This window comes from Allochromatium palmeri (genome assembly GCF_009720725.1).
GTDB classification, from domain to species: Bacteria; Pseudomonadota; Gammaproteobacteria; order Chromatiales; family Chromatiaceae; genus Thermochromatium; species Thermochromatium palmeri.
In genome coordinates this window covers 14,553-34,222 of the sequence record NZ_WNKT01000001.1, presented here as the reverse complement: position 1 = coordinate 34,222, position 19,670 = coordinate 14,553, and the positions used below count along the sequence as shown (strand labels likewise).

Here is a 19,670-nt window from a genome sequence, read left to right as displayed (position 1 = left end):
CTGAGGATCGAGACGCGCGCTTAAGACTGTGAGACGTCGTGATCGCGCGCTGAGTCCAGTTGCTTGAGCGTCTGGAGCGCCGCCTCATACTCGAAGGCGTCGATCTGGCGCTCCAGTTCAGCCGCTGACTCACCGAGTCCGGCACGCAGCAGCTCGGATCGATCGCGCATGACCCGAGCGGCGCGCACGTCGTCCTCGGCCAACAGCGCCGCGAGTTCGTCCACGACAGCCGCGAGCGGCTCCAGGTCGACCTCGACCATTGGTGCGGCGTCCGGAGCCGGCAGATGACGACCGATATCCTGGATCAGCGTATCGAGTTCGGATTCCAGACGCTGGATCAGTGCTTCCAGTTCGGACTCCGGCGCCGCCTGCTTGAGTCCATGTTCGAGATCCGCTGCCAGCGTCGGCAGCCGCGTGGCACCCAGGTTGCCCGTGACACCCTTGAGCGTATGGGCCAGACGACGCGCCGTCTCGCGCTCACCCTGGCGCAGAGACGCGCGCAGACGTGCGCCATCTTCGCCATGATGCGCGGCAAAGGTGCGCAGCAGACGCACATAGACATCGGCGCGACCACCCAGGCTCAGTGCTCCGCGTACCGGGTCGATGCCCGGAATGGCCGCCAGGCTGCCCAGATCCGCAGACGACGCAAGGACCGGCTCCGGTGAGGCCGCGGCTTCGGGTGCGGGCGCTGGTACGAGCGGGCGCTCGGTCGCGGGCAACCAGTTCAGCAGGGTGGTGAAGAGCGCGTCCGGCTCCACCGGCTTACCGACATGATCGTTCATACCGGCGGCCAGACAGGCGGCGCGATCCTCGGCGAAGGCGTTAGCGGTCATGGCCAGGATCGGCGTCTTTTCCCGGCCAGGCAGACGCCGGATGGCGCGCGTGGCCTCCAGCCCATCCATCACCGGCATCTGCACATCCATCAGAATCAGGTCGTAAGGCCGGATGCGCACTTTTTCGAGCGCCTGGGCGCCGTCGTCGGCGAGATCGACCTCAAGCCCGACGCCTTGCAGCAAGGCCAGCGCCACTTCCTGATTGATTGGGTTGTCCTCGACCAGCAGGATACGGGCGCCAGAATAGCGCGCGGACAGACGGCTTTCGATGTCCGACAGATCCGCGTCAGCGTTCGCCTCCCGTGCCGTCGGCGCTGAGGTCAATGCCCGATTCAATCGCACACTGAACCAAAAGGCGCTGCCGGCGCCCGGCTGGCTTTCGACGCCGTCGGCGCCGCCCATGAGTTCGATCAGACGCCGGTTGATGACCAGACCCAGTCCGGTGCCGCCATGACGACGGGTCGTCGAATCGTCGGCCTGAGCGAAGGGCTGGAAGAGTCGTTCCTGATCCTTGGGATCGATGCCAACGCCGGTATCCTGGATCTCGAAGCGCAGTCGGCAGTCATCGGCGCGCGCCTCCTCGACACGGCCCAGCAGCCGGACATGCCCCTGCGCGGTGAACTTGACGGCATTGCTCAGATAATTGACCAGCACCTGCGTCAGGCGCGTCGGATCGCCGCGCAGACGCAAACCGCCTTGCAGGGTCTCATCCAGGTCGAGTATCAGCTCCAGCCCCTTGGCCCGGGCCTGCTCGCCGATGAGGTCGCGCACGCGCTCCAGCAGGCTGTCGAGTTCGAAATCGGCCTGCTCCAGCTCCAGCTTGCCGGCCTCGATCTTGGAGAAGTCGAGGATGTCGTTGATGATCGACAGCAGATAATGCGCGGCGGCCATCATCCGATCCAGGCGACCGCGCTGCAGTGGATCGTGACTATCACGGCGCAGGACATGGGTCATGCCGACGATGGCATTCATCGGAGTGCGGATCTCGTGGCTCATGTTGGCCAGGAACACGCTTTTGACCTGCGACAGACGCTCGGCCTCGGCGAGTGCGGCTTCGAGCGCGGCCTCGGCCTGTTTCTGGATCGTGATGTCGATGAAGTTGACCACGGACCCCAGGATCTCGCCATCGCGGATCATGGGCTGGCTGGAATAAATCACCGGGATCGGATGGCCGTCGGCGTGCCAGAAGACTTCGCTAGCGACGCTGACCTTCTCGCCCTGCTCCAGGGTCCGACGAATCGGGCACTCCCTGAGCGGATAGTCGCGTCCGTCGGGATAGCGATGATGGAAGAGCGTGTGATCGACACGCCCATAAAGCTGTTCCGGCGAATACCCAAGCACGCGCGACACGGCCGGGTTGGCGAAGGTGATCCGCCCATCGAGATCGAGTCCATAGAGTCCGCTGGCGCTCGACTCCAGGATCAGGCGCAGATGGTCCTCGGTGCGACGTAGCGAGAGGGTGCGGATCTCGGCGATGTCTTCCAGCTCGGCCTGATAGGCGCGCCGCTCGACATCCTGGTCATGGATGTGGGTGACGTCGCGCGCCGTGCAGATCATGCCGGCAAAAGCGCCGCCCTCGACCATGGGGATCAGCCAGCCGGACTGCCAGCCCTCGCGCCCGCTCGGCGTGACCAGATGGATTTCGTACTCGCGCGGTATCAGCGAGGCCATGACATCCAGATAGAGCGGACGGAATTCGAGCAGCGTCTCCTCCGGGAAGTCCTCCAGCACCCAGCGCTCCAGCAGATGATCGACCGGCACGCCCGCAAGGCGCGACATGGCTGGATTGACATAGATCATCCTGTGCTCGGTATCGCTGACCCAGATGCCGTCCTGAACCCGATCCAGGATGATCTCGTAGAAGGCGCGTTGCTCGCGAACCCGATCCTGACTTTCAGCCAGCGCATGCTTGGCGCGACGCACCCGCACCAGAGCACTCGTCAGTATCAGGATCACCAGGCCCAGCAGCAGCAGACTGGCCACCCCGCTCCAGACCAGGGCACGATTGAGGGTGTAGAACGACAGCGGCTGATTGATGATCAGGCTCTCGGGCGGCAGGTCGGCGAGTTGGATACCGAAACGCTGGAGCTGGATCGCGTCGAATGCGGGTATCGACTGACTCAGCTCGACGGCAATCGCTGCCGGCGCCTCGCCGTCGAGCACGCGCAGTGCGAGCGCGGCCACCTGAGCGCCATGCCGATAGCCGTCCAGCAGCAGACCGCCGAGGATGCCATGACCGAGCAAAAGCTCATGCGTGGCGTAGACAGGCACCGAGTTCGCGGCACTGATGAGCTGAGTGAGGTTGGTGCGGTCGAGGATTTTGCCCGTGCTATCGACAGCATAGGAGAGCAGCAACACAAGGGTGCCGTCCTGCAACTCGGCCAGGCGATCGAGTAATTCATCGACAGGAACATCGGGCGCGAACTCGATTTGCACCCGATCCTCAAAACGGGGAATCAGGCGCGCGATCTCATCGCCCATCGCCCGCCCGGTATCAGTGTGATCATGAATCACCCAGATCCGGCGTGCCTCGGGATGCAGGCGTAGCAACAGTTCCAATCCGCCGGCCAGATCATGGGCCTGGACCACGCCGGTCAGGCCGGGGCGCCGGGTCAGGAGTTCGGGGTGGTAGTCGTTGATCCCGCCGAAGACGACCGGAACCCCAGCGAACAGCGTAGCGGAATCATTGAGCAGCAGATTCAGCGCCGAATCGTCGAGCGCGATAATCAGGTCGGGCTCACGGCCCTGATATTTGCGCCCGAGATAGTCCTTGAGCCGCTCCAGGTGCTCGGGTCCGGGAAAGCGCTTGGTATCCAGATATTCGATTGCGGGGAACAGCTCGGGCCGCGCCTGACGCAGCGTCTGCTGGACGCCGGCCAGTTCGCGATCGGACCAGACCTCGCCTGGATGATAGGAGACCAGAATGAGCACTTCGGGTGACTCGGCGGCGGCACTCCCTGGCGGCGCCCAGAACACCAGACACAGCATCGCCAGAACCGTGACACGCCCCAGGCCGATCCAGCGACGCGCCGCAACCATCGCGCACGCCAGCGTTGTGCCAGCGTGCCGAGAACGGGCGCGCGTATCATTGGATGCAGGCTTCGTCATCGACTTCAGAGTCTCTTCGGGCGCGGATTGGTCCAACTATGGGGCGAGTATCGCGCCGATCGACGCACTATGACAGGTATCTCAGACCGGATTGACCGCGCGCAAAGCGGCGCGAATGATCTCCTCTGAAGTCTTGGCGCCATCATCGACGGCGCGCGCCATGCGGTTGGCGTCCGGCGGTTTGTAACCGAGCGCGACCAGGGCGCTGATGGCATCGGCGAGCGCCTGATCTTCGGCGGCCTTGATCGCGCCGGCGTCATGTGCGGGCCGACCCGATGTGGCCGGCATCAGGCTGGAGAGATTGGTCACGGCATCGAGCCGGTCGCGCATCTCGATGATCAACCGTTCGGCGGTCTTCTTGCCGATGCCCGGCACGCGCACCAGGGCCGACGTATCCTCCTGCTCGACGCACTGCGCAAAGCGCGCCGCGTCCATGCCGGAGAGGATGGCCAGCGCCATGCGCGCCCCGACGCCTGTGACCTTGATCAGCGCACGAAAGAGCGCGCGGTCGCGTTCGTGGCTGAAGCCGTAGAGAATCTGGGCATCCTCGCGCACCACGAAATGCGTCACCAGCGTCACTGTTTCGCCGACCGCCGGCAGGTCGTAGAAGGTCGACATGGGGGCTTCCAGCTCATAGCCAACACCGTTGACGTCGAGCAGAAGTTGGGGGGGATGCTTGGCCAGGATCTGGCCGCGAAGTCGTCCGATCATCTCAGGGTCTCCAATCGCGCCAGGAGGCGGCGGCACGCTTGCGGGCCGGGATGCCCATGGAATGCGCGTGACAGAGCGCGATGGCCAGCGCGTCGGCCTCGTCCTCACCCGGCGTCTCGGGGAGCGACAGCAGCACCCGCACCATGTGCTGGACCTGCGACTTATCCGCTCCGCCCGAGCCGACCACCGCCAGCTTGACCGACTTGGGACTGTACTCATGCACGACCGCCCCGCCCTTGAGTCCGGCGCAAAGCACCGCGCCGCGCGCCTGGCCGATCTTGAGCGCGGCGGTCGGATCGCGGGCGAAGATAAGCTGCTCGACGGCCATCTCGTGCGGCTGATATTCGGCAACGATGGCCGTCACCTGATCGAAGATCAGCCCCAGCCGGTCCGGCCAGGGCTGCTCGCCGACCCGGATGCAGCCGCTGGCCACGCGCACACTGTGGTGCCCGTCGCTGTCAATGACGCCAAAGCCGGTGTTGCGCGAGCCGGGGTCGATGCCGAGGATGCGATGGCGCGGGGTGCGGGTGTCAGTCATGCGCACTCAAACATCGAGCGCCGCCATGATCTCATCGGAGATGTCAGCGTTGTGGTAGACGTCCTGCACATCGTCGAGGTCTTCGAGCATCTCGACCAGCTTCAGGAGCTTTTCGGCGGTCTCGGCATCCAGCTCGGCCTGGGTGGCGGCGTTGTAGCTGATCTCGGCGATCTCGGTGTCGAAACCGGCCTGGGTCAGAGCCTCCTTGACGGCGGCGAAGTCCTCGGGCGTAGTGACGACATCGAGTGAACCGTCGTCGTTGACCACTACGTCCTCGGCGCCAGCTTCCAGGGCCGCCTCCATCACCGCATCCTCGCTGGTGCCGGGCTGAAAGCTGATGATGCCCTGCTTGGTGAACAGATAGCTCACCGAACCATCCGTGCCGAGATTGCCGCCGCGCTTGGAGAAAGCGTGACGCACCTCGGAGGCGGTGCGGTTGCGGTTGTCAGTCATGCAGTCGACCATGATCGCCACGCCGCCCGGACCATAGCCCTCGTAGCGGATCTCCTCGTAGTTCTCACCTTCCATGCCGCCGGCGCCGCGCTTGATGGCACGCTCGACGGTGTCACGCGGCATGTTGGCGCCGAACGCCTTGTCCATCGCCAGACGCAGACGCGGATTGGCGTTCGGATCACCGCCGCCCTCGCGCGCGGCGACCGTGACCTCGCGGATCAGCTTGGTCCAGACCTTCCCGCGCTGCTTATCCTGCGCGGCCTTGCGATGCTTGATATTGGCCCATTTACTGTGACCGGCCATGAATGATTCTCCTGACTGTGGCAAGGCACCGCCCGCCCCCGCCGGGCCGCACGGCGCGTCTGAATGTTAGCCGCGCATAGTAGCATTGCGCCTCGTCGGACGGCCAAGCCGGTCGCGCGTCCGGCTGTGGTAATCTGATCCTCCGACGAGTTGTGAGAGAGCCTGTATGTATGTGACCCCTGAAACCGGCGACGGCTGGATCACGCGCCTCATCGCCCAGGATGACGAGGGCTTCGTCGTCAGCGCACGCTTCGCCCTGACGCCGCGCTTTCGTGCGCTGATCGGCGGGCGCACGCGCGATCTGGTGTTTGCGGCGCGTAGCCGGCTGGCGCGCATGGGCATCAACATCCTGCCGCTCGGCGAGCTGGAACTCGATGGCGACCACGGCGACCTCCAGCTGCGCATCCTGGCCGCTATCACCTCCTATGGGATCGGCGAACATCTGGAGCGCATCGTGGTTCCAGGGTTGCGCGTGGGGCGTCTGGTCTTCTGTCCCGAGGACAATCGGCTCGATTCGGCCGCGATCCATCAGCTCATCCACGACAACAGGCTCCAGGTGCCGGCCGGGTTCTCGCTCGACGGCCACGGCTATCTCATCCTGCGCCCCCAGCAGCGGATCTATCGCTTCCAGAGGCCGCTCACGCCCGATGAGGTCACGGCCATCGCCACCCATGCCGATGGCAAGGATCTGCTCAATCGTCTGCAGACGCGGGTCGAGGTCGATCACATCGAACTGCCGCCCAGGGACGGACTGGTCACGGCCTGCTCGATGTTCCTGCATCGCCATTACGTCGTGCTGCGCAATCTCGACGAGTCGCTCGGCGTGCATCTCCAGGCCACCGTGCTCGATCCGGTCTCTACGCGCGGCACCAACGTCTATCTGGAGTTCATCAACCGCACCGAGCAGCTCATCATCAATCCGAGTGTCGCTGCCTCGGTGCACGAGGCCATCCGCATCGATCCCAAGCCGCATTACTGGCATGGACGAGCGCGTCCCGAACCGAGCGCGACCGATGATGCGACCGGCTGTCAGTCGCTGCTGGCGATCTTCGATCGGCTGGAAGCCGGCCCGGTGGGTGATCGCTACTCGCACCGCCTAGCGGCCATCGTGCGTGATCCAGCCACACTCCTGACCGGCGAGGAACCCGAGCGACTCTGGACCCAGCCCCAGACTCCTCGCGATCCACGCGGCGGCACCGATCTGGCGGCCGGACTGGTGGCCGAGGGCCTGGATCTCACCGCACGCCTGGAGTGCGGCACCCAGATCCTGGCCGATCTGCCGGACGGAGCGCGCGCCACCCTGCTCCTGGGCTACTTCCCCAATCTGATCGAGCACACCCAGATCTGTGAGGCGGCGCTCAGGGGACGCATCGAGCGCATTATCTTCCGCCGCGCCTCCTTCGAGCACGGCCCCTTTCTGTCCTCGCGCGACCAGGGCCGACTGGCCGACTACGAGGGTCTGGGCCTGCGGGTGTTCTGGTGCAACGAGGCACGCGGCCATGTGGTGCGTCATGTCTTCCGCGGGCTGCGCGGCTATTTCACCACGCCCGACACGGTCGACCGCTTCCGCTCCTGTCTGATCTTTGCCGTCTATGGCTCGACCAAGCCGCTGGCCGAGACGGCCGTCGGCCAGATCGAGCGTTTGTTCACCAATCTGCGCGGCCTCTTCGGCAGCGACATCGGCATCCTGACCGGCGGCGGGCCGGGCGCCATGCAGCAGGTCACAGACGTGGCGCATCAGCTCGGACTCATGGTCGGCTCCAGCTTCATCGAGACGGTCGACCAGACGCCCAACGAGACGGCGGAGTTCTATCAGACCTTCCAGGCCCGCAGTCGTCAGGCGCGCCAGCGCTGGTTCGAGATCGCCAGCTTCCATCTGTTCCTGGTCGGCGGCGTCGGCACCCTGGAAGAGATCGGACTGACGCTCACCGACATGAAACTCGGCGTGATCGAGACCGGTCCCGTGGTGTTCTTCGACAGCTCGGGCGGCGAATTCTATTGGGAGGGACTGCGCCAACAGCTCGAAGAGATGAAACGTCAGGGCCGCGTGCCGGCCTGGCTGACCGATCAGATCCTGATGACGACCGACCCGGACGCTGTGCCGCGCTTCTATAAGCAGGCGCTGCGGCTTGGCTGATACACATGGAAGCGGCCGTTTTCGCGCAAGACGGATGACATCCGAGGCCGAAATCAGGACAATTCCATGCTAACCCGGCATACCGCTGGATCCATATCCCGTCCCGCCGCACGCCGTATCTTCGGCGCGGGCTGGATCGGAACCGCCTCAACCGTTACTGGGTCGCCTGGCGGGCCATGACCGCCGGATACGAGACAAGGCCGTGTCAACATTGATTACCTTCGAACATCCGCTCAACGAACGTGTCCGTACCTTCCTGCGACTGGAACATCTGTTCCGTCAACTCGATCACTTCGTCCAGCAGGAAGACCCGCGCTCATCGCGCTGCGCCATCTGGGCGCTCTTGGATATTGTCGCCGTCACCACGCGCGCGGATGTCAGGAACGAGATCCTCAAGGAGCTCGATCGCCTCACCGGCAATCTCAACCGGCTCTCGACTCAGCGTGGTGTCGATACCGAGGCGCTCAACGAGGTGCTGGCTGACCTGCGCCGCGCCACTGAAGGCATTCAGCATCTCAACGGCCCCATCGGTCATCGCGCACGCGAGGACGAATTCCTCAAGGCCATCGCCCAGCGCAGCAGCATTCCGGGCGGCACCTGTAGCTTCGACCTGCCGCACTTTCACTATTGGCTCATCCAGCCAACTGAACAACGCCAGACACGCTTCAATGGCTGGCTCCAGGATCTCAACCCCGCGATCGAAGCCATCCGGCTCGCGCTCTCGCTGACACGCTCCAGTTCATCCTCGCGTCAGGTCACGGCCGAAGGCGGGTTCTATCAGGAAGCGCTCGACGCCGTGGCACCGGCGCAGATGCTGCGCGTGACGATCGAGACCGAGGCCGCGATCTTCCCCGAGATCAGCGGCCACAAGAACCGCTTCAGCATCCGCTTCATGAAGCCTGAGCTTCAGGGACGCGCTACGCCGCATGCCGAGGACATCCAGTTCCGGCTCACCTGCTGTGTCTTCTGAGGCCATGGTCAAGACGGTCGACTGCCCGCACTGCGGCAAACCCGTATCCTGGACGCCGGACTCGCGCTGGCGGCCCTTCTGTAGCGAGCGCTGCCGGCTGATCGATCTGGGTGATTGGCTGGAGGAGCGTCATCGTCTTGCCGCTGATGACGAGGCACCGGTTGAGGACGGGCCCGACTCCATGGCCGCGCCCATTCAGCACTAGCGCTCAGGACGCCGGCCAGAGTCCGCGAATCGCGGCAATACCCTGGGCGCCATGTTGGACGGCCTCGTTCAGATCGTCCGCTGTCAGTCCGCCGAGCGCATAAACTGGCAACGGCAGCGGATCGACCCAGTCGGAAAAAGCACGCCAGCCGAGCGGATCGGCCTCGGGATGCGTGGCCGTGGGCTTGACCGGCGAGAGCAGCGCGTAATCCAAACCCAGTTCGACGGCCCGCGCCAGTTGCCGCGGATCATGGCAGGAAGCGCCGACGAGGTCGTTCGACCGGCCTGGACGGGTAGCGAGCGCCATCAGCGTCGGGCTGGCCAGATGCAAACCATGACGCGCGATGTGCGCAACCTCGGCGGGGTCGCGATTGAGCAATAGTTGCGCACCCTGGCGTTCGCACAGCTCGAAAGCGGCTTGCGCGAGAGAGGCATAATCAGACGCTGACAGGTCATGGGCGCGCAGTTGCACCAGACGCACGCCAGCGTCCAGGGCGTCTCTTAGACGCGCCAGAAAAGCCTCGGGCTGGCGTGGATCTTCGCCCGTGATCAGCATGAGCGTCGGCAGACGCAGCGCGGTGATGATGGGGCGGTCAGCGGCGGGAAAAGCGGCCGGGTCCATGTCTCCGGGCGTCAGCCAGTCGAGCGGTTGACCCTCGCGCCCATGTGGAATGCCCGCATAGTCGTCTACGCGATGCACGTCGAGCAGAACGTGCCGGTCGCCATAGTCGTGATGGACACGAATCAGCGGACGGCTGGCGCGGACCTGGATGCCGAGTTCCTCGGCGAGTTCGCGCTTGAGGCCGGCAGCCGGTGATTCGCCTGACTCCAGCTTGCCGCCTGGAAACTCCCAGAGTCCGCCCTGATGCACATGATCCGGTCGTTTGCTGACCACAATGCGCCCTCTCGCATCGGAGAGCGCACCGACCATGACATGAATGATTTCAGGCATCGTATAACGCAAACGGCACCGATAGCCAGGCTATCAGTGCCGTTTAGACCAGCTCTCGACCAGCGGATCCGCCGGAGCGAATCGGGGATCGAGACGCGGGAGGTCTTACTGCCAGCCGAGGCCGACCGAGAAGACGACCGCGTGGACGGCGATGGCCAGAACCAGCAGGGCGTAGAAGATGGGCATCAACCAGGTCGCCGGGTTCACAACCAGCCAGATCTTCCAATCGTCTTCGGGGTTACGCGGCTTTGCGACGTTGCTCATTGCATTGTCCTCTTAGAGGTTTAAGACCGTTTTACCACCAAGGATTGGCGGCGATGACGAACAGGTGAGCCAGGGCGGCCAGACCGACGAATGCGGTGTAGGTTACCTTGAACTGTTCGTGGAATTCTTTAGCCTGCTGATCGGTAAGACCGGAAAGACTTGCCATGGACTTAGTCTCCATTGTGGGTTTGGCGCTTCCGCCGCCCTTGATTTGGGCAGTCGGTTTTTTCTGTTCAGCCACTGAGTTGATGACTCCGAAGGAAATCGAATACTGCTGCCTTCGTGACGCGCGGATGGAGGCGCGAATACTGTCTGGCGCTGCCTCGCTCGACCCGGTGCTGCTTGGTTCGAGATGTTCCGCTGTTCGGCAGGTGTCATCTTAGCTTGACACCAAACAATGTCAACAGGAATTTACAAAAAATCTCAGGGGATGCCCAGCCACTTATGTGTCTGGAGACTTAGACGCCAGCGCGGATGGGCCTTGCAGTAGTCGACGGCCAGGCGCGTATTGGTCTCGCGTTGCGGTCCGTCCATGGGTTGCAGAAAGAAATGTCGAAAATTCAGTGCATCGAACGGCTCAGGATCCAGGTCCGGCTGCGGATAGATCAGCTTGAGTTCGTCGCCGGCAGTCAGTTGCAGCGGCGCGCCAGCCTTGGGGCTGACACAGACCCAGTCGAGACCGGGCGGTGCCGGGCGGCTGCCGTTGGTCTCGACGGCGACCTCGAAGCCGTGACGATGCAGGGCGTCGATCAGGGGCACGTCGAGTTGCAGCAGCGGCTCACCGCCGGTGCAGACGACATAGGGCTGGCCGCTCGATCCGGCTCCGGCTGGCCAGAGGGCGCGGATACGCTCGGCCAGTTCGTCGGCGTTGCGATAGCGCCCACCGCCCTCCCCGTCCGTGCCGCGAAAGTCCGTGTCGCAGAAGCGGCAGATCGCCCCGGCCCGGTCCTGCTCGCGGCCCGACCAGAGGTTGCAGCCGGCAAAGCGGCAGAACACCGCCGCGCGTCCGGTCTGAGCGCCCTCGCCTTGCAGGCTGTAAAAGCACTCCTTGACCCAGTAGCTCATGTCGGCAGGGCCGGACCCAGCTCGCCCCAGCACAGCGAGGCACCACAACCGGGCGTCGGTTGCAGATCGATGCGGTCGAGTTCAGGCAGATCCGCGCGGATGTGCGCACGGATCCAGTGGGTCAGACTCCCCGGATCAGCGGCGTCGAGTCCTTCGAGCGCGTCGAGCCGATGATGGTCGAGCCGATCATAGAGCGGCTTGAACAGGCGTTTGACGTCGCCATAGTCGACGGTCCAGCCGAGCACCTGATCGAGCGGCGCGGTCAAATGCAGGCGCAACAGATAGCTGTGTCCATGCAGACGCCGCCGCGCATCGCCCTCGGGCGCGTGCTCCAGACGTAGCGCGGCCTCGAAGCGCTGCTCCTTCCAGATCCGATAATGGGTGCCGTCGAAATGACAACCGGCGGTCGCGGTCTCGTAGACCGTGACCCAGGACAGCGCCGGCAGCTCGGGCTTGAGCCGTGCCCAGATCCAACGCGCCAGCAGCTCGCTGGTCGGGTTCTCCAGGCCTGGGATGTCGTTGAGACAGACCTGATGCAATGCATCATGCAGCGGCGCCCAGAGCGCGGCGAGCCGGTCGAAATCGATCCCCATGTCCTCGCCGTCCAGATCCTGATCAGCGTGCAGGATGACCTCGAAACCGTGACCATGCATGCGTCCACAGGGATGGCCTTCGGGCACGTTCGGCAACCGGTGGGCCGACTCAAAGCGAAAGCGGCGCCAGACATGGATATGATCGGCGCCGTCGAGATCGGCGCCCTGATCGTGCGTGCTCTGGATGCCGATGGAGGCGATGCCCGGCAGGTCGAGCCGGTCGCGCACCCAGCGCGCCAGGTTCTCGTCGGTCGGGACCGGCAGCAGGGTGTTGAGATCGCGATAGTCGAGCGGTTCGACACCGCGCGCCAGTGCGGCCTGGAGGTCGTCGCTCTCGGCGCCCGGAAAGCTGGCCCAGCCGGATGGCAGCTCGGCGCGCAGGCGCGCGAGAAAGCCATGACCATGCAGATGCCGGCAGCGATGGGTCTCGGGCAGGATGTCGACCCGACGCGCCGCCTCGAAGGGAACAGCCGCCAGATGGAAGAGCCGTGTATTCATCTTCGCTCCTCGAAACGCGCCAGGAGCGGATCAGCAACGCCGGCCTCGTCGAAGCCCTTGGCGCGCAACTGGCAGGAGTCACAGCCCCCACAGGGCCGACCATCGGGGCCAGGATCATAGCAACTGCTGGTCAGACCATAGTCGACTCCGAGCGCCAGTCCGGCGCGAATGATTCTGGCCTTGGTCATCTTGATCAATGGGGTATGGATGCGATAGTGCTGGCGCCCCTCGACACCGGCCACCGTGGCCAGATTGGCCAGACGCTCAAAGGCCGCGATGTACTCCGGCCGGCAGTCCGGATAGCCGGAATAGTCGAGCGCATTGACCCCGATGAAGATGTCAGCCGCCTCCAGCACCTCGGCCCAGGCCAGCGCAAAGGAGAGAAAAACCGTGTTGCGCGCCGGGACATAGGTCACGGGGATCTCGTGCTCCATCGCCTGTGGAGCGCGCCCCTTGGGCACCGCGAGATCTGCCGTCAGGGCCGAGCCGCCGAAGCGGCGCAGATCGATCTCGGCGATCACATGCTCGGCCACGCCCATGGCGTCAGCGATACGCGCCGCGGACTCCAGCTCGACTGCGTGACGCTGGCCATAACGAAAGGACAGCGCATGAGGGACGAAGCCCTCGGCGCAGGCGATAGCGAGCGCGGTGGTCGAATCCAGGCCGCCGCTCAGGAGAACGACAGCCGGCTTCATCGTCCGACCTCGCCGCCTGGAGCACGCGCGAACTTGGCGTCGACCGCCGGATTGGGCGACACTTCGGACACCCATCCATCTTTGGTATTGGAATGATGCAGGAACATCGAATCAAACTCTGGGATCTTCCGACCCGTCTCTTTCATTGGTTACTGGTGTTACTGGTGGCGCTGGCCTTCGTGACCGGGCTGACGGGCGGACGCTGGATCGACTGGCATGGCTGGATCGGACAGGGCATCTTCGGACTGATCGTCTTTCGCCTCGTCTGGGGCTTCGTCGGCTCGACCTATGTCCGCTTCGGCCAGTTCGTGCACGGCCCCCGGACCATGCTCACCTATCTGCGTGGACGCTGGCATGGCATGGGCCACAATCCATTGGGCGGGATCTCGGTGCTGGTGCTGCTGGCGCTGATGCTGTTCCAGAGTCTGACCGGACTCTTCGCCACCGACGACATCGCCTTCTCCGGGCCGCTCAAGTCACTGGTCTCCAGCGAGACGAGCGTCTGGCTCAGCGGACTGCATCGTCAGACCATCTGGATCATCGGCGGCTTCGTCGCCCTGCATGTGCTGGCGACACTCTTTCATACCTGGGTGCGTGGTGACAACCTGATCCGACCCATGATCACGGGCTACAAGATGACGCGCGAGCCGATGGCGCACTCGGCCAAGGGCGGCGGGCCGATCGCCTTCATCCTGGCGCTCGCCATCACGGCAGGCGCGGTCTGGATCGCCAATGGCGGACTGCTGCCGCCCCCGCCTCCACCACCGCCGGCAGGCAGTGTGCCGGATTGGTGATGAACAAAAAAGGCCACCCGATGCGACGGGCGGCCTTTTCAACCAATCAGGCGCGGTTTGAGGATCAGTCGGCCCGATACTTCTTGTGGCATGCCTTGCAGGCGTTGCCGACATCGGCGAAGGCGGTCTTGACGGCCTCGGCCTCACCGGTGGCAGCGGCCTCGGCGAGTGCATCGGCCGCGCCGACGAACTCACGCGCGATCTTGCCGACGTCTTCCATGTTCTGGAAGAACTCGGGCTTTACGCGGGTCTTGACGTCGCCGATGTTCTTGTCGGTGCCTGGACCATAGAGCGCGCCCATGCCCGAGTTGGCGATAGCGGCGATGGTGTTAGCGGCGGCCTCGACCTGAGCGGCATTGTACTCGCCTTCCAGGTTGGCCTTGATCTTGCCCATGTTCCAGCCCATGAACTCGTAGCCGGCCTGACGGGTCTCGATCTGCTCCTCGGGCGAGAGGTTAGCGGCGATAGCGGAACTGGCGAGGCCAAGGGCCATGAGACCGGCGGCGGTGCTGGCTAGCAGGTGTTTCATCGGACAATCTCCATATTTTTGGATTGAGAAGTTTGGCGCCCGGCTCCCTGATGAAGCCAGGAGTGCCATCAAATAGGCGCGACACCCGGCCGATTCAAGTCGAGAACCGGCATTGGCGTCCGCAGTGTGGCACAGATGGCGCGCAAAAGTTCCATCTCGGCGACCGCGACCCGACCATCGGCAAGCACCGTGGTCGTCATGGCGCCGAGCAGACGCTGTTTGTCGGCCAAGCGCAGTCGGGCGAGCTTGACGAGGGCGGCATCGAGTCGCGCCGGCCAGTCGCGCACAAGCCAGTCGGCGTCGAACCAGTCCTCCTGGATCCGGGCAAGTACTTCGGGCTTGGCGCCGAGCCGTTCGATGCCGGCCCGCAGGGCCGCGAGCGCGACCGAACGCTGCGGACGGCCCTGGTGCGCGAAGATTGTCAGCAGATCGATCACCTCGCGCGTGGCCGCACTCAACGTGCCATGACCCGCGACCTGCGCCTCGGACGGATGAGCAAAATCCCGCAGATAGCGGTCGAGCGAACGGGCCAGGGCATATTCGAACACGGACATCCGACCATCGGCCTGGATCAGGCGCTCGACCAGGATTTTCAGCCGCGCGCGGTCCGGCTCAGGCCGCCGGCGCAGGGCTGGAAAGGCGATCTCCAGTACGGGCATCCGTAGCTCAGGCACCAGTTCGGGCACATCGCGCAGCAGCAGATCGACCTGGCGTTCCGACTCAGGCCCCAGAACCTCGGTCAGGATCAGACGCTGTGACTCACGGATCTCGGGTTCGGCGCTCATCAATAGATAGGCGATGACGGCCATCGACCACTCCGGCGTGCGTGCCGCGCGCTCCAGGGTGGCGGGAATCGCTGCCGCCAGCCGACCGGCAGCCGCCATCTGATTGTCATCCGGTCGGCCCAGGCGTGCCATGATTCGCTCCGGCGACAGCGACGACAGACCTGGAGCGGCTGGCGCCGTCGACGTGGTCAGCGTTGGATCGACGGCCTCGGGCGCGGGTGTCTGGCGTTCCATGCGCACCGCTATCCGGCTCAGTTCGGCTGGATCGAAGCGCGGTTCGATCGCGCGAATCCGCTCGACCAGCGGCGGATGCGTGGCGAACAGCCGGCTCGACAGACCGGACGCGAAGAGCATGTGCGCCACCTCTGAGCCATCGGTCTGCAAGCGCGACCCTGGCCCGACGGCGGCGATCTTTTTCAGTGCCCCGGCCAGACCGGACGGCTGCCGGGTGAACTGCACCGCCGAGGCATCGGCCAGGAACTCGCGCTGACGCGACACCGAGGCCTGGATCAGACGTCCGAAGAAGACGCCGACATAGCCAACCACCATCAGGGCCAGACCCAGTGACAGCACACCGCCTTTCTTGCGTTGCGCCGAAACACGCCCGGCCTCTAACAGAAAGCGCCCGAGCAGTGTCAACATCAGGATGCCGAACAGCCAGCCCATGAGCCGGATGTTCAGTCGCATGTCGCCATTGAGGATGTGTCCGAATTCATGGGCCACCACGCCTTGCAGCTCGGCGCGATCAAGCGTCTCCAGCGTCCCCTGGGTGACGGCGACGGCGGCATCGGCGGGCGAATACCCGGCGGCGAAGGCATTGATGCCCGGCTCGCCCTCCAGCACATAGATGGCGGGCACCGGCACGCCCGAGGCGATCGCCATTTCTTCGACCACGTTGCGCAGACGTCGGCGCAGCGGGTCCGTGGACTCGGCGGTGACCAGGGTACCGCCGAGTCCGCGTGCCACGGTGGCGCCACCACCGCGCAGACTCAGGACACGCCACTGGCTGGCCAGACCAATGACCCCGGCGGTCAGCAGTGACGTCCAGATGAGCAGGTCGCGATTGGGCGCGATCTGGAACGGAAAGGGATTGATCGTCCCGCCCGACTCGGCCAGAGCCAGATAGCGATCGGGGCCGATGACGTTGTGATAGGCACCGAAGAAGAGCAGCGCCACCAGATCCACCAGTGCCACGATACAGATCAGCGCCAGCGCGAACAGCCCGACGAGCCAACCAGTGCGGCGGCGCGCGCGGGCTTGGTGCTCGAAGAAGTTCATACGAAGGAGACCCGGACGGCCTCGCGTTTTTCGGGCGACTCGATATTCAGGAGTTGCGCCGGCTGGAAACTGAAGAGGCCGGCGATCAGGTTGCCCGGAAACATCTCGCGCTGATTGTTATAGGCCATGACCGCATCGTTGAAGGCTTGGCGAGCAAAGGCGACGCGATTCTCGGTGCTGACCAGTTCCTCGGACAGTTGCGCCATGTTTTGATTGGCCTTGAGATCCGGATAGGACTCCGAGAGCGCGAACAGCCGGCCGAGCACACCCGAGAGTCCCTGTTCGGCGGCGGCGAGCTGGCGCATGGCGGCGGCATCCGTGGGATCGGCGGCCGCCTGGCGCAGTGTATCGACCGCCTGACTGCGCGCCCGGATCACGGCCTCCAGCGTCTCGCGCTCGTGCTGCATGTAACGCTGAGCGACCTCGACCAGATTGGGGATGAGATCGTGACGGCGCGTGAGCTGCACATCGATCTGAGCGAAGGCGTTTTTGTAGGCATTGCGCCCGCTCACCAGTCGGTTGTAGAGCGTGACGACCAGGATCGTCAGGACCAGTAGAGCGATTCCGAGCGAGATCCAGACCATGGGTTTTCTCCAGAGTGTGACAGCGAAGCGTTGGCGTCTTGGCGACATCAGTCTAGACTGCTCGCCATCATGGTCATAGCGAGTAAACGATGCACGAACTCTCACTCTGTCAGGCGCTCATCGATCAGGTGACGGGCATCGCCCGCGAGCATGGCGCGAGCCGTGTCGATCGCATCCGGCTCAAGGTCGGCCCGCTCGCGGGCGTCGAGCCGATGCTGCTCCAGCAGGCCTATCCGCTCGTCGCGGTCGGCACCCTCGCCGAGGACGCCGAACTCGTCATCGAGCCGGCCGAGGTCCGGGTGCAGTGTAACCTCTGTGGCGCCGAGACCGAGGCACGTCCGAACCGGCTGCTCTGCGGAGCCTGTGGGGCCTTCCAGACCCGGCTGGTCAGTGGCGACGAACTCCTGCTGGCGAACCTCGAACTCACAATCCCTGATTGAGCCGCGTCGACGGCGTCGAAAATAGTGATTGCATTCGCCGCGAATTCGCGTATGGTGGCGGCTCAACATCACGCGCCATCCGGTCGGCGCGGCCCGTCTTTCGGTTGATCTCCCGCCCAAGGCTCACCCGTCGCGACTCATACGTACCCTACGCCTAGACCGGCCCAGACGATTCCTGGGTAGGCCGACCCAGGAGCATTCATGTCGTTTTCTGCGCTCGGCCTTTCGGCCGAACTGCTGCGCGCGATCGCCGCGCAGGGCTATACCCAGCCCACGCCGATCCAATCCAAAGCGATTCCCGCCATTCTGGCTCGCCGCGATGTCCTCGCTGCCGCCCAGACCGGCACCGGCAAGACCGCCGCCTTTACCCTACCGATGCTGCATCGGCTGAGTCAGTCCAATCCACGTCAGCGGACCCCGCGCGCCCTGGTTCTGACCCCGACCCGCGAACTCGCGGCCCAGGTCGGCGAAAGCGTCAGTACCTATGGCCAGCATCTGCCGCTGCGCGCGCTCCAGATCTTCGGCGGCGTCGGCCTGGGCCCGCAGACCACAGCCCTGCGTCGCGGTGTCGATATCCTGGTCGCCACGCCGGGCCGACTGCTCGACCATATCGGTCAGGGCAATGTCGATCTCTCCGCCATCGAGTTTTTCGTCCTCGACGAAGCCGATCGGATGCTCGACATGGGCTTCATCCATGACATCCGCCGTGTGCTCAAGCTGCTGCCGTCCAAACGTCAGAATCTGCTGTTCTCGGCCACCTATTCACGCGAAATCGAGCAACTGGCCATCGGCCTGCTGCGCGACCCGCAGCGCATCGATGTCGCACCGCGCAATACCGCCGCCGAGACCGTGACCCAGGTGGTCCATCCGGTGGCCCGCGACGCCAAGCGCTCGCTGCTCTCACATCTGATTCTGCAGGGCGACTGGCAGCAGGTGCTGATCTTCACCCGTACCAAGCACGGCGCCAACCGGCTGGCCGAACAGCTCGGACGCGACGGCATCACCGCCGCCGCCATCCACGGCAACAAGAGCCAGGGTGCCCGCACCCGCGCCCTTGCCGACTTCAAGAGCGGCACCCTGCGCGCTCTGGTCGCCACCGATATCGCTGCCCGCGGACTCGACATCGACCGTCTGCCGCATGTAGTCAACTTCGAGCTGCCGAACGTGCCCGAGGACTATGTGCACCGCATCGGCCGCACCGGCCGCGCCGGCTCGGACGGCACCGCCGTGTCGCTGATCAGCCCCGACGAACGTGGACTCCTGGCTGGCATCGAGCGTGTGCTCGGGCGCCGCATCGAAGTCCAGCGCATCGACGGCTTCGAGGAACGCGGCTCGACCGACGAGACGCTCCAGGCCGATCAGCGCCGTCAGTCACAAGCGCCGCGCAAGCATCACGCCCGACCGCGCTCCGACGCACGCGACCAGGGCGGCAATCGCGGCCAGACCCAGCATCCGCGCAGTCATGCACGCAAGCCCGGTGGACGCAGCGGCGGATCACGCCCGCGCGCCACGGTTTGATCGCGACGGCTTAGCGTTTACAACAGTTTCGCGGAACGGCTCAGGCTGAACCGCACCCACTCCAGCCAGCGGGCGCATCGGCCGGCACCGGAGTTCCTTTTGATCGATGCGCAGTTCCCCAAGAGACCGAGACTGATGAATATTTATGTTGGCAACCTGGCCTATAGCGTGACCCAAGATGATCTGCGCGAGGCTTTCGGTGCCTACGGCAATGTCGAGAGTGCAAACCTCATCACCGATAAGTTCACCGGTGATTCCAAGGGCTTCGCTTTCGTCGAAATGCCCAGCAATTCCGAGGCCGACGCGGCCATCAAGGGTCTGAACGAGACCCCGCTCAAGGGGCGTCCGCTGCGCGTCAACCAGGCCAAGCCACGCTCTGACCGTCCGTCGCGTAGCGGCGGTGGTCAGCGCTGGTAAC

20 protein-coding genes are annotated in these 19,670 nt (G+C 64.6%); 7 read left to right on the top strand and 13 right to left on the bottom strand.

Going from position 1 to position 19,670, the window contains the following annotated elements; all coding sequences use genetic code 11:
* Positions 1-20: 20 nt before the first annotated feature.
* From GJ668_RS00160 to GJ668_RS00145, 4 genes are all read right to left on the bottom strand, one after another.
* Complete coding sequence (locus GJ668_RS00160) at positions 21-3,941, bottom strand: PAS domain S-box protein (RefSeq protein ID WP_155448095.1); 3,921 nt, start codon at positions 3,939-3,941, stop codon at positions 21-23.
* Between the two features lie 81 nt (positions 3,942-4,022).
* Entirely contained in the window at positions 4,023-4,652 is a 630-nt protein-coding gene (gene ruvA, locus GJ668_RS00155; protein ID WP_155448094.1) for a Holliday junction branch migration protein RuvA, read from the bottom strand.
* Between the two features lies 1 nt (position 4,653).
* Positions 4,654-5,190 carry a crossover junction endodeoxyribonuclease RuvC gene (gene ruvC, locus GJ668_RS00150; RefSeq protein ID WP_155448093.1) on the bottom strand — a complete coding sequence of 179 codons (537 nt, stop codon included), beginning with the start codon at positions 5,188-5,190 and terminating at the stop codon, positions 4,654-4,656.
* A 6-nt stretch (positions 5,191-5,196) separates the two neighbouring features.
* Positions 5,197-5,946: a YebC/PmpR family DNA-binding transcriptional regulator gene (locus tag GJ668_RS00145; RefSeq protein WP_155448092.1), complete on the bottom strand. Its 750-nt coding sequence runs from the start codon at positions 5,944-5,946 to the stop codon at positions 5,197-5,199.
* A gap of 166 nt (positions 5,947-6,112) precedes the next feature.
* On the opposite strand from GJ668_RS00145, the gene GJ668_RS00140 reads away from it, so the two are divergent.
* The 3 genes from GJ668_RS00140 (at position 6,113) to GJ668_RS00130 (ending at position 9,258) form a co-directional block, all read left to right on the top strand.
* The gene (locus GJ668_RS00140; protein ID WP_155448091.1) at positions 6,113-8,083 is read left to right on the top strand and encodes an LOG family protein; all 1,971 of its coding nucleotides are present in this window, start codon (positions 6,113-6,115) and stop codon (positions 8,081-8,083) included.
* 202 nt (positions 8,084-8,285) lie between these two features.
* On the top strand, positions 8,286-9,053 hold the full coding sequence (zapD, locus tag GJ668_RS00135) for a cell division protein ZapD (RefSeq protein ID WP_186342793.1): 768 nt from the start codon (positions 8,286-8,288) through the stop codon (positions 9,051-9,053).
* A 4-nt stretch (positions 9,054-9,057) separates the two neighbouring features.
* The gene (locus GJ668_RS00130; protein ID WP_155448090.1) at positions 9,058-9,258 is read left to right on the top strand and encodes a DNA gyrase inhibitor YacG; all 201 of its coding nucleotides are present in this window, start codon (positions 9,058-9,060) and stop codon (positions 9,256-9,258) included.
* Positions 9,259-9,261: 3 nt separating this feature from the next.
* On the opposite strand, the gene GJ668_RS00125 is transcribed toward GJ668_RS00130, so the two are convergent.
* From GJ668_RS00125 to queC, 6 genes are all read right to left on the bottom strand, one after another.
* Positions 9,262-10,209 carry a Nudix family hydrolase gene (locus tag GJ668_RS00125; protein ID WP_155448089.1) on the bottom strand — a complete coding sequence of 316 codons (948 nt, stop codon included), beginning with the start codon at positions 10,207-10,209 and terminating at the stop codon, positions 9,262-9,264.
* Between the two features lie 105 nt (positions 10,210-10,314).
* Complete coding sequence (gene pufA / locus GJ668_RS00120) at positions 10,315-10,473, bottom strand: light-harvesting antenna LH1, alpha subunit (RefSeq protein WP_155448088.1); 159 nt, start codon at positions 10,471-10,473, stop codon at positions 10,315-10,317.
* Positions 10,474-10,504: 31 nt separating this feature from the next.
* Complete coding sequence (pufB, locus tag GJ668_RS00115) at positions 10,505-10,639, bottom strand: light-harvesting antenna LH1, beta subunit (RefSeq protein WP_043796339.1); 135 nt, start codon at positions 10,637-10,639, stop codon at positions 10,505-10,507.
* 257 nt (positions 10,640-10,896) lie between these two features.
* The gene (gene queE / locus GJ668_RS00110) at positions 10,897-11,538 is read right to left on the bottom strand and encodes a 7-carboxy-7-deazaguanine synthase (protein WP_155448087.1); all 642 of its coding nucleotides are present in this window, start codon (positions 11,536-11,538) and stop codon (positions 10,897-10,899) included.
* On the bottom strand, positions 11,535-12,629 hold the full coding sequence (locus GJ668_RS00105; protein WP_155448086.1) for a 6-carboxytetrahydropterin synthase: 1,095 nt from the start codon (positions 12,627-12,629) through the stop codon (positions 11,535-11,537). The genes queE and GJ668_RS00105 overlap by 4 nt, the downstream gene beginning before the upstream one ends.
* Complete coding sequence (gene queC / locus GJ668_RS00100; protein WP_155448085.1) at positions 12,626-13,399, bottom strand: 7-cyano-7-deazaguanine synthase QueC; 774 nt, start codon at positions 13,397-13,399, stop codon at positions 12,626-12,628. The genes GJ668_RS00105 and queC overlap by 4 nt, the downstream gene beginning before the upstream one ends.
* 20 nt (positions 13,400-13,419) lie before the next feature.
* Here queC and GJ668_RS00095 point away from each other — a divergent pair, with 20 nt between their 5' ends.
* The gene (locus GJ668_RS00095; protein WP_155448084.1) at positions 13,420-14,118 is read left to right on the top strand and encodes a cytochrome b/b6 domain-containing protein; all 699 of its coding nucleotides are present in this window, start codon (positions 13,420-13,422) and stop codon (positions 14,116-14,118) included.
* 64 nt (positions 14,119-14,182) lie between these two features.
* Here the strand turns inward: GJ668_RS00095 and GJ668_RS00090 are convergent, their stop codons facing one another.
* The 3 genes from GJ668_RS00090 to GJ668_RS00080 form a co-directional block, all read right to left on the bottom strand.
* The gene (locus GJ668_RS00090; RefSeq protein WP_155448083.1) at positions 14,183-14,647 is read right to left on the bottom strand and encodes a c-type cytochrome; all 465 of its coding nucleotides are present in this window, start codon (positions 14,645-14,647) and stop codon (positions 14,183-14,185) included.
* 68 nt (positions 14,648-14,715) lie between these two features.
* Complete coding sequence (locus tag GJ668_RS00085; RefSeq protein ID WP_155448082.1) at positions 14,716-16,710, bottom strand: M48 family metallopeptidase; 1,995 nt, start codon at positions 16,708-16,710, stop codon at positions 14,716-14,718.
* Complete coding sequence (locus tag GJ668_RS00080) at positions 16,707-17,294, bottom strand: LemA family protein (RefSeq protein WP_155448081.1); 588 nt, start codon at positions 17,292-17,294, stop codon at positions 16,707-16,709. The genes GJ668_RS00085 and GJ668_RS00080 overlap by 4 nt, the downstream gene beginning before the upstream one ends.
* An 89-nt stretch (positions 17,295-17,383) precedes the next feature.
* Here GJ668_RS00080 and GJ668_RS00075 point away from each other — a divergent pair, with 89 nt between their 5' ends.
* From GJ668_RS00075 to GJ668_RS00065, 3 genes are all read left to right on the top strand, one after another.
* Positions 17,384-17,734 carry a hydrogenase maturation nickel metallochaperone HypA/HybF gene (locus GJ668_RS00075; RefSeq protein ID WP_155448080.1) on the top strand — a complete coding sequence of 117 codons (351 nt, stop codon included), beginning with the start codon at positions 17,384-17,386 and terminating at the stop codon, positions 17,732-17,734.
* A 201-nt stretch (positions 17,735-17,935) separates the two neighbouring features.
* Positions 17,936-19,252, top strand: a complete 1,317-nt coding sequence (locus GJ668_RS00070) for a DEAD/DEAH box helicase (protein WP_155448079.1) — start codon at positions 17,936-17,938, stop codon at positions 19,250-19,252.
* A gap of 135 nt (positions 19,253-19,387) precedes the next feature.
* Positions 19,388-19,669, top strand: a complete 282-nt coding sequence (locus GJ668_RS00065) for an RNA recognition motif domain-containing protein (protein ID WP_155448078.1) — start codon at positions 19,388-19,390, stop codon at positions 19,667-19,669.
* The last annotated feature ends 1 nt before the right edge of the window (position 19,670 follow it).

What these genes read in the sequence shown, in the direction of transcription:
- GJ668_RS00160 (WP_155448095.1), bottom strand. Translation starts at nt 3,941, where the DNA reads ATGACGAAGCCTGCATCCAATGATACGCGCGCCCGTTCTCGGCACGCT.
- ruvA (WP_155448094.1), bottom strand. Translation starts at nt 4,652, where the DNA reads ATGATCGGACGACTTCGCGGCCAGATCCTGGCCAAGCATCCCCCCCAA.
- ruvC (WP_155448093.1), bottom strand. Translation starts at nt 5,190, where the DNA reads ATGACTGACACCCGCACCCCGCGCCATCGCATCCTCGGCATCGACCCC.
- GJ668_RS00145 (WP_155448092.1), bottom strand. Translation starts at nt 5,946, where the DNA reads ATGGCCGGTCACAGTAAATGGGCCAATATCAAGCATCGCAAGGCCGCG.
- GJ668_RS00140 (WP_155448091.1), top strand. Translation starts at nt 6,113, where the DNA reads ATGTATGTGACCCCTGAAACCGGCGACGGCTGGATCACGCGCCTCATC.
- GJ668_RS00130 (WP_155448090.1), top strand. Translation starts at nt 9,058, where the DNA reads ATGGTCAAGACGGTCGACTGCCCGCACTGCGGCAAACCCGTATCCTGG.
- GJ668_RS00125 (WP_155448089.1), bottom strand. Translation starts at nt 10,209, where the DNA reads ATGCCTGAAATCATTCATGTCATGGTCGGTGCGCTCTCCGATGCGAGA.
- pufA (WP_155448088.1), bottom strand. Translation starts at nt 10,473, where the DNA reads ATGAGCAACGTCGCAAAGCCGCGTAACCCCGAAGACGATTGGAAGATC.
- pufB (WP_043796339.1), bottom strand. Translation starts at nt 10,639, where the DNA reads ATGGCAAGTCTTTCCGGTCTTACCGATCAGCAGGCTAAAGAATTCCAC.
- queE (WP_155448087.1), bottom strand. Translation starts at nt 11,538, where the DNA reads ATGAGCTACTGGGTCAAGGAGTGCTTTTACAGCCTGCAAGGCGAGGGC.
- GJ668_RS00105 (WP_155448086.1), bottom strand. Translation starts at nt 12,629, where the DNA reads ATGAATACACGGCTCTTCCATCTGGCGGCTGTTCCCTTCGAGGCGGCG.
- queC (WP_155448085.1), bottom strand. Translation starts at nt 13,399, where the DNA reads ATGGGTGTCCGAAGTGTCGCCCAATCCGGCGGTCGACGCCAAGTTCGC.
- GJ668_RS00095 (WP_155448084.1), top strand. Translation starts at nt 13,420, where the DNA reads ATGCAGGAACATCGAATCAAACTCTGGGATCTTCCGACCCGTCTCTTT.
- GJ668_RS00090 (WP_155448083.1), bottom strand. Translation starts at nt 14,647, where the DNA reads ATGAAACACCTGCTAGCCAGCACCGCCGCCGGTCTCATGGCCCTTGGC.
- GJ668_RS00085 (WP_155448082.1), bottom strand. Translation starts at nt 16,710, where the DNA reads ATGAACTTCTTCGAGCACCAAGCCCGCGCGCGCCGCCGCACTGGTTGG.
- GJ668_RS00080 (WP_155448081.1), bottom strand. Translation starts at nt 17,294, where the DNA reads ATGGTCTGGATCTCGCTCGGAATCGCTCTACTGGTCCTGACGATCCTG.
- GJ668_RS00075 (WP_155448080.1), top strand. Translation starts at nt 17,384, where the DNA reads ATGCACGAACTCTCACTCTGTCAGGCGCTCATCGATCAGGTGACGGGC.
- GJ668_RS00070 (WP_155448079.1), top strand. Translation starts at nt 17,936, where the DNA reads ATGTCGTTTTCTGCGCTCGGCCTTTCGGCCGAACTGCTGCGCGCGATC.
- GJ668_RS00065 (WP_155448078.1), top strand. Translation starts at nt 19,388, where the DNA reads ATGAATATTTATGTTGGCAACCTGGCCTATAGCGTGACCCAAGATGAT.